This is a genomic window from Sulfurimonas sp. (assembly GCF_027056685.1).
Lineage (GTDB): Bacteria > Campylobacterota > Campylobacteria > Campylobacterales > Sulfurimonadaceae > Sulfurimonas.
The window spans coordinates 1-8,771 of record NZ_JALUKE010000162.1 but is presented as its reverse complement, the minus strand read 5'-3'; the positions used below and the strand labels follow the sequence as shown (position 1 = coordinate 8,771).

Sequence of the window (8,771 nt, the reverse complement as noted above, 5' to 3'; positions counted from 1 at the left end):
GTGCGAAGATTTACTCAAATGAGCCTTATGAACTTGTAAAAAAGTTTGAGGCTATGGGGGCTGAGTGGGTACACCTTGTTGATTTGAATGGTGCTTTTGCGGGTGAGCCGAAAAATCTTGAACAGATAGTGAAAATACGAAAAAATTGTAATGTAAAGCTTGAGCTTGGTGGTGGTATTCGTGATGAAGAGACGATTCAAAAGATGCTAGAAATTGGTATTGACAGAATTATTTTAGGCTCTATCGCTGTAAAAGATCCTCAGTTTGTAAAAGATATGGCAGCAAAATATCCCATTGCTGTGGGAATTGATGCTATTGATGGATATGTTGCAGTTGAGGGCTGGGGAGAAGTGAGTGCGATGAAAGCTACTGACTTGGCTAAAGAGTTTGCAAACGCAGGTGTTGAGGCTATTATCTGTACTGATGTTGGTAAAGATGGAACGCTGAGTGGTGTGAATGTTGATTTCACTTTAGATATAGCACGCGCAAGTGGTGTGAGTACAATTGCAAGTGGTGGTGTGAAGGATGAAGATGATATAAAAGCACTTATAGTTACTAATGAAGTTGATGGTGTTATTATAGGTAAGGCTTATTATGAGGGAAAATTAGATTTAGAGAAGATGTTTAAACTCCTAGATTAATAGTAATACAAACAAAATTTTGATATTATAAGCAAAATAAAATATATATTTAAAGGATTTCATTTGAAATTACTTGTTGTTGATGATAGTTCTACAATGCGTCGTATAATTAAAAATACTCTGGCTCGTCTTGGATATAAAGATATACTTGAGGGTGCGGATGGAGTCGAAGGATGGGCTCAAATGGATGCAAATCCAGATATTGAGATGCTTATTACAGACTGGAATATGCCTGAAATGAATGGACTTGAACTTGTAAAAAAAGTTCGTGCTGATGCGCGTTTTAAAGATACTCCTATTATCATGGTAACAACTGAAGGTGGTAAAGCTGAGGTTATTACAGCACTTAAAGCAGGTGTAAACAATTATATTGTAAAACCTTTTACTCCGCAAGTATTAAAAGAAAAATTAGCTGCAGTAATGGGTGTTTCCCAATAATGCAGGAGCATTATTACGAGCTTAGCGTAAAAGTCTCTTCACACCATAATTTGTATGCAGATTTTTTAGCAGATACTCTTCCTATTGGTTTTGAAGAGATTGATGGTGGTTTTGTTATTCGCAGTGAAGATAATTTAGAGACTATTGTTTGGGGTTTAGAACAATTTACTGAAGCTCTACAAAAGGCACTTGGTCAAGATATTGAGATAGAGTGTCAGCAAAAACAGCTTGAAAATAGCGACTGGGTGGAGTCTTATAAAAACTCTATAGAACCTTTGGCTATTGATAAATTTTATATTCATCCTACTTGGAGTGAAGCAAATCCAAATCTAATTAATATTGCAATTGATCCTGCTCTTGCGTTTGGTACAGGACATCATCCAACAACTGCTTCCTCACTTCGTGCAATTTCTAAATATGTACAAGAGGGCGATAAAGTTTTAGATGTAGGCTGTGGAAGTGGCATACTTGGCATGGCAGCTATGAAACTTGGGGCAGTCGTAGATGCTTGTGATACGGATCCAATATCAGTTGAAAACTCTATAAAAAATGCAAAACTAAATGATTTGGAGTTTCACTCTATTTGGGAAGGTTCAGCTACTAATTTAGATCAAAAATATAGAATTGTTGTAGCAAATATTGTTGCAGATGTATTGACATTTATTGCGAATGATCTTAAAAATGCACTAGATAAAGATGGTATTTTGGTTCTATCAGGTATTTTAGATAAATATGAAACGAAAGTGCTTAATTATTACAAAGATTGTGAGATTATAGAGAAAATAGCACAAGAAGAGTGGGTAACACTCGTATTAAAAATAAAAGAGAAATAAAATGGCGAAAAACGAGAATAATAATAACAACAATAATTTTTTTAACCAAAATCCACTTATTACATTTGCGATTTTTTCAGTTGTAGTTATATTGCTTTTTAAAGTAATGGTTGGCGATGGTGCCGGTATGACTAGTGGGGCTATGAGTGGAAATGGCGCTACAAAAGTAGAAAAAATTGACTATTCTGAATTGAAATCTTTAGTAAAAGACAAATCTGTCAAAAAAGTGGAAATAGGGCAAAGCTATATTAAAGCTGTCTCTTCTGATGGTTCTAAAATCTATACAACTCGGGTTATAAAAGGTGATCCAGAACTTGTAAAACTTTTAGATAAAGAAAAAATTGAGTATACAGGTTTTAGTGAAACAAACTGGTTTACTGATATGTTTGGATGGCTCTTTCCTTTTCTTATTATCATTGCTATTTGGATGTTTTTTGCTGGGCGTATGCAAAAAAGTATGGGTGGTGGTCTTCTTGGAATGGGAAATTCTAAAAAGCTTATTAGTTCTGAAAAACCAGATACAAAATTTGAAGATGTAGCAGGTGTAGAAGAGGCAAAAGAAGAGGTGCAAGAGATTGTTGACTTTTTAAAATACCCGGGGCGTTATGTTGAAATTGGTGCAAAAATTCCAAAAGGGGTGCTGCTTGTTGGTAGTCCAGGTACTGGTAAAACACTTCTTGCTAAAGCTGTTGCAGGCGAAGCAGAAGTACCTTTCTTCTCAGTGAGTGGTTCAAGTTTTATTGAGATGTTTGTAGGTGTTGGTGCTGCTCGTGTGCGTGATCTGTTTGAACAGGCAAAAAAAGATGCTCCATCTATTATCTTTATTGATGAGATTGATGCTATTGGCAAAAGCCGTGCAGCTGGTGGTCCAATGGGTGGTAATGATGAAAGAGAACAAACGCTCAATCAACTCCTTGCTGAGATGGATGGTTTTGGAACAGACACTCCTGTTATAATTTTAGCAGCTACAAATAGACCAGAAATTTTAGATCAGGCACTTTTGAGACCAGGACGATTTGATAGACAAGTGCTTGTAGATAAGCCAGATTTTGAAGGTCGTGTTAAAATTCTAAAAGTTCATGTAAAAGATGTAAAAATTGATGATGATGTGGATTTAGAAGAGATTGCTCGTTTAACAGCAGGTTTGGCTGGAGCTGACTTAGCGAATGTTATTAATGAGGGGGCTCTTTTAGCAGGTCGTAAAAGTCAAAAAACAGTAAAACAGCAAGATATGTTTGAAGCGGTTGAACGCGCGCTTGCAGGACTTGCTAAAAAATCACGCCGTATTAATCCAAAAGAGAAAAAAATAGTGGCATACCATGAGAGTGGACATGCACTAATGGCAGAGACAACTAAGGGTGCTAAAAAAGTTTCTAAGGTTTCAATAGTTCCTCGTGGACTTGCAGCTCTTGGATATACTTTAAATAAACCAGAAGAAGATAAATTTATGATGCAGATGCATGAACTCTGGGCAGAAGTAGATGTTCTTCTTGGTGGTCGTGCTGCGGAGAGAGTCTTTATTGGTGAGATTTCAACTGGTGCTGGAAATGACCTTGAGCGTGCAACAGACATAATAAAATCCATGGTACAGACTTATGGTATGACTGATATTGCAGGACTGATGGTTCTTGAAAAATCACGCCAGTCTTTCTTAGGTACAGGACAGCAAGCATCTCGTGAATATAGCGATAAAATGGCACAAGAGATGGATGATTTTATTAAACAGTCTCTTGATGAGAGATATGCTGCTGTTGTGGCACGCCTTGAAGAGTATAGAGATGCCATAGAAGGTATGGTTGCTCTTTTATATGAAAAAGAGAATATTACAGGTGATGAAGTTCGTAAAATAATTATAGACTTCGAAAAAGCGAACAATATAAAATCAAAAGTCGTAGAGGGTGCTGAGACGATAGAAGAAGAGCTGAAAGAAGATGCAAATATGAGTAAAACTATAATGAACGAGTCGGATAATGGACAATAATCTTTATATTTTACATAAGCATGCTATAAAATATATTGCATACGCGTTTATTGCAGCTATTATTTTTCTAATTTTAGATTTGGAATTACTGGCTGTTGCTGCGTTTATATTTATGCTTTTGAGTGCCTATGTTTTTAGAAATCCTGAAAAATCTATACAGGATTATGAAAAAAATGCTTTTGTATCCCCTGTTGATGGTGAAGTCTTAAATATAGAATATCTTGAAGATGATATGTTTGCTTATAAAGTGACAATTGCATCGCGTTATCAGGATGTTTCTGTTTTAAGAGTTCCCTATAGTGCAAAAGTTCAAAATCTAACTTTTGTAAAAGGTACTCGTCTTGCAAAGGATGCAAAGCTTTTTGATGCATTAAATGAATATGCTAGTTTTGAGCTTGTAGATGAAGATAATCATATAGTAAAAGTAGTACACAAACTCTCAAGAAGTTTTGCTCCTGTTTCTCTTGATATAAATAACAATGATGAGCTTATAAAAGGTGAGAGATATGGTACGATGCTCAGCGGTATTACTGCTATTTATTTGCCAAAATCATTTAAACTACATCTTACTGCAGGCACAAAAGTGAGTGCGAGTGAGACACTTTTAGGCTACCTTTTCTAACTTTTTAAGGTTGTGCTTGGGGATGTTGCTTCTTATAGAGTAGCTCATCTTTATTGATATTAAAGTCAAAATAGTTCGATGCAAAGTTATTACTCTTTATTTTCCCCAATTGAATTGTAGCTCCCTCATTGTTTTTTGTTTCAAGATACAGAAGTGCTAATGCATATCTACTCTCATAAAAACTTCTATTTTTCAAAATTGACAACTCAAGTAGTGCAATAGCATTGGCATGGTGATTCGCAGCAGTAGATGCTACTGCACCAAGATAAAGAGTATAGGCATCCTGAACTTTTAATGTATCTATAAGATGGTTGTAAAGCATATAAGACTCTTCATACTGTTTATTGTACAGTGCAGTCAATGCCAAAGCACTCTCAATTTCGTGCGTCTCTTGTGTCGTAGTATCAAGTTTAGCCTCAAGCTGTTTGCGTAAATAGTAGAGTTGTCCAGTAATAAGATTTTCTTGGATATAGAGATACCTTGTAACATAAGGACCATAATAGAGGTCTGTAAAGCTAAATGATTGTTTTTTTAAGTAACGATTGACATTTTCAACATATTTTGCAGGGCTATCCTTATAAAAATGTGTGTCTATATAGATAAGATGAGGAAGAATATCGTGTGGAAACTCTATCGTTAATTTTTGCGCAGCTTTTTGAGCTTTGTCATAATGGTGTAACTTCATACCTATAAGTGTGGAAAGTACCAGATATAGAGGTCTTGGTTTATAGCTATTGTCTGTCCATTCACCAGCAGAGAGATAGTCATTTGTACTTATATGAAGGAGAGTTTTGTAAAGATCACTCTCTTCGTTATCATTCTCTAAACTTACTGAGTCTGCAATAATTGATTTAAGTTTTCTTGTATTTTTGTTTATCATTTTTCCTGTCATAAGCGCATAGATACCAGAAAGATAATTTTTTGCATCAAGATGGTATGAGCGTAAAAAATGTTTATATGCTTGCTTTATATCTCCTAATTGTGCATAAGTAAGTGCAAGGTTGTACTGTAAAATTGAGTGTTTTGGTTGGATTTTAGCGAGTTTTTGTAGCTCTTTATTTGCTTCTCTTATTTTCATAGAGAGTGCTTTTTTAATGGCGCGTGTAATCCCTGCGTTTACGCTAGAAGAGGATGCGCTGCGTTTAAGATATTTTTGTGCAGATGCTACATTGTCTATATAGATATTTGCATTCCCTTTTCTGATGTAACTAATAGTCTGATTAGCATTAAAAATTTTGTATGGTGAAAAATAAAAGATTTTTTCAAAGGCAATATTTTGAGATTTAATTATTTTTGATCGGTAGAGTTTTTGTGCTTTTTGTGGATCAAAAAGAGAATTTTTTAGTTTTACTGTAATTGGGTAGTACTTGTAGACTTTATCTGGGTGCTTTTTTGTAACGCTGTTTATCTCTTGTGTAGCACTTTTAATATGTCCAGCTTTTAGATTAATTAAACCAAGTGCTAACTCTGCGCGTATTGGGTGTATCTCTTTTAGCAGGGCATCTTGAAAATGATTAGTGGCTAAATTAAAATCTCCAATGCGTGCATAGAGGAGTCCTAGGCTAAAAGTATCAGTTGGATCAGATAATTTTTCAAGTGCATCAATGGCATCATAATTATTATTGTAAAGAGCATTTATTTTTGCACTTAGATGATCTTGTGCTTCAGGATAGGTATTTGATGAAGCGTGTTTTAGTGAATTTAGTGCAGAGAGATAATTCTTTTTATAATAATTTACGAGTGTATAATAATAGGAGTATAGAGGTGAATTTATTTCATAAGGAAGATAGGCGTAGGCTAGATTTATGTAGTACTTAAAGCTTTTTTCATCATTTAGGTGCAAACAGCATACTGCTGCGTTTATAGCACTTACGCAGCGTTTTTCATTGTTTTTGATGGCATCTTGAAAAGTTTTTAAGGCTATTTTATATTGTGCCCCTTTGAGTTGTGCAACACCTAAATTGTACTCAGATATAGCTTTAGAGTATTGTGCTATGTCTTCATAAAGTGTGAGTGCTTTCTCTTTTGAACCATTGCTGTAGAGATAGTTTGCTTTTGCTATCATATTTTCCAGTTTCGTTGGTGCAACGACAACTGTTTTATTTGCATCGAGTTTTTTATCTAAAATGGAGAAGTCAATATTTTGCTGCTCTTTTGAGTGTTTAAAAAGTAGAAGAAGTACAGTTGTAACAATAAGCAGGACAACAATAATAGTAATTCCACCAAAAAGAATTATTTTTTTCTTTCTAGCCTCTTCTTCCTCATCAAAATCGAGTATTTGTTGCTCTACATCTTCATTATCTAAAGCGGCATCACTATCTTCAATGATGATAATATCGTCGTTCGCTTTAGCCATTGAGCACCCTATATAATATATTTATTGCTACTTAAGCAAAAAAAGTGCCAAGCAGAGGTTTAGTATATCACAAAATATTTTAGTTAAACTTGTTATAATTTTAAAAGAGAGTTGTATTGCTTATTTTGAGGAGAAGTCATGAGTGTAAGTATAAAAAGGAATTTTTGTTTTAGAGATTTCAACAAATGAACCACGCTCTTTTTGCTTCTACGCTTAAAAATTTAACTATTTTATATGTAGAGGATGATAAAAATATTCAGACACATATTGCCGAGTTTTTAACAAGGTATACTTCTCATCTGTACTTGAGCAATAGTGCAGAAGATGGCTTGAAACTGTATAAGAAAATAAAACCTGATATTCTTCTTCTAGATATAAATCTACCTGGTATGAGTGGTATTGATTTGGCAAAGATTGTGCGAAAAAATGATTTAAAAACTCGTATTATTATATCTACTGCTTATACGGATAAAGAGTTTTTACTTACGGCTGTTGAACTGATGCTTACACGCTACCTTGTGAAACCTGTTACTAGTATTGAACTGGTTAACGCTCTTAGTAAAGCTGCCTCGGAGTACAATAATGATGAGAATACTCAGCTTATAAATCTTGGACAAGGCTACTTCTATAATAAAGATTCAAAGTTGCTTTTTCTAGAAAATAAAGCAATATCTTTACGCCGAAAGGAGATGCAGTTGCTGGAGTTTTTTATAGCAAACAAAACGCAGACACTCTCTTATGATGTTTTACAGTATGAAGTGTGGAAAGAGACGCCAATGAGCAAAGATGCTATTCGGGCACAAATAAAAAATATTCGTAAAAAAACGCATGCTAATATTATTGAAAATATAAGTGCCATCGGGTATCGTCTTTATGCTGAGATAAATAAATGAACACTCTTTCTAATATAGCTCACAAAAAAAACTTTTCCATTGTAGATACTGCCACAATATCTCAAGCAATGGATTGTATGCTAAAAAACAAGAATGGCTCTGTAGTAGTTCTAAATAAAAAATTTCCTGTTGGAATTGTTACTGAGAGTATGCTCTTAAAGCTACTTCAAGATGGTATCTGTTTTGATGAAAAAATACTCCCCTATGCAAAAAAACCAGTTATAACTGCCCATTATAACAGACCAGTAGAATTGGCTTTTGAACTTGTGGTGACAAATAATATACGCCGTTTGGTGCTTGTAGATGATGCAGGGAAATATGCCGGTACTGTACGCCAAGAAGACCTCTTCTCTTTTTTAGAAGAGGATGTTTACAAGGTTGATTTAAAGGTCCGTGATCTTTTAAATCATGATGTAAATATTGTCACTGTATCGCCACAAACAAGCCTTCTTGATGCGTTAAAGCAGATGTCGGCTTTGAAGATAGGCTCTGTTATAGTTGCAAAAGCAACAAAAGCAGTAGGAATTGTTACTGAAAAAGATATTCTTAATGCAAGTTACAAGCATATTGATTTAAATAGACCGGTAGAGAGTTTTATGTCCTCTCCTGTTGTAAGTGTAGCTATTGATGAAGCAATAACAACGGTCATGGCACTGATGCGCAAAAATAGCTTAAGACGCGTACTTGTAAATAATGAACAGGGTGAGATGTATGCTCTTTTGACTAACAGAGATATTTTTAAACATATAAAAGGTAATGTTGCTCGTATGTTGGAGATAAAACTTCGTCATGCAAAAGAGATAATGGATTTTCTTCCTGAAGCTATTATTGAAATCTACGATACACCAAAACAGCAGGTTATTCACTGGATGAATCGCAAAGCGTATGAATATTTTGGCAGTGAGGTAGTTGAGAAACATCCACGATTTCTGTTTCAAGAGAGCTGGAAAGAACTTTATACTGCTTTAAAAAAAGAGAAAAAAATCATTAATTTTTCTGTAAAGATT

At 34.7% G+C, this 8,771-nt stretch carries 8 protein-coding genes; 7 read left to right on the top strand and 1 reads right to left on the bottom strand.

The features are described 5' to 3' along the window. The 5 genes from MVY38_RS07115 to MVY38_RS07095 form a co-directional block, all read left to right on the top strand. The coding region (locus MVY38_RS07115; RefSeq protein ID WP_297484724.1) for a 1-(5-phosphoribosyl)-5-[(5-phosphoribosylamino)methylideneamino] imidazole-4-carboxamide isomerase at positions 1-641 on the top strand (641 nt) is incomplete at its 5' end. A 63-nt stretch (positions 642-704) separates the two neighbouring features. Further along, complete coding sequence (locus tag MVY38_RS07110) at positions 705-1,079, top strand: chemotaxis response regulator CheY (protein WP_297433593.1); 375 nt, start codon at positions 705-707, stop codon at positions 1,077-1,079. Next, positions 1,079-1,912 (top strand): 50S ribosomal protein L11 methyltransferase, encoded by an 834-nt coding sequence (locus tag MVY38_RS07105; protein ID WP_297484722.1) that lies wholly within the window; start codon positions 1,079-1,081, stop codon positions 1,910-1,912. The genes MVY38_RS07110 and MVY38_RS07105 overlap by 1 nt, the downstream gene beginning before the upstream one ends. A gap of 1 nt (position 1,913) precedes the next feature. Continuing rightward, positions 1,914-3,893: an ATP-dependent zinc metalloprotease FtsH gene (gene ftsH / locus MVY38_RS07100; RefSeq protein WP_297484719.1), complete on the top strand. Its 1,980-nt coding sequence runs from the start codon at positions 1,914-1,916 to the stop codon at positions 3,891-3,893. Continuing rightward, positions 3,883-4,515 carry a phosphatidylserine decarboxylase gene (locus tag MVY38_RS07095; RefSeq protein ID WP_297484717.1) on the top strand — a complete coding sequence of 211 codons (633 nt, stop codon included), beginning with the start codon at positions 3,883-3,885 and terminating at the stop codon, positions 4,513-4,515. The genes ftsH and MVY38_RS07095 overlap by 11 nt, the downstream gene beginning before the upstream one ends. Positions 4,516-4,519: 4 nt before the next feature. Here MVY38_RS07095 and MVY38_RS07090 read toward each other — a convergent pair whose 3' ends face one another. Continuing rightward, positions 4,520-6,871 carry a hypothetical protein gene (locus MVY38_RS07090; RefSeq protein WP_297484715.1) on the bottom strand — a complete coding sequence of 784 codons (2,352 nt, stop codon included), beginning with the start codon at positions 6,869-6,871 and terminating at the stop codon, positions 4,520-4,522. A gap of 185 nt (positions 6,872-7,056) precedes the next feature. On the opposite strand from MVY38_RS07090, the gene MVY38_RS07085 reads away from it, so the two are divergent. Both MVY38_RS07085 and MVY38_RS07080 read left to right on the top strand, forming a co-directional pair. Beyond that, positions 7,057-7,764: a response regulator transcription factor gene (locus tag MVY38_RS07085; protein WP_297484713.1), complete on the top strand. Its 708-nt coding sequence runs from the start codon at positions 7,057-7,059 to the stop codon at positions 7,762-7,764. After that, the coding region (locus tag MVY38_RS07080; RefSeq protein ID WP_297484711.1) for a CBS domain-containing protein at positions 7,761-8,771 on the top strand (1,011 nt) is incomplete at its 3' end. The genes MVY38_RS07085 and MVY38_RS07080, both read left to right, overlap by 4 nt.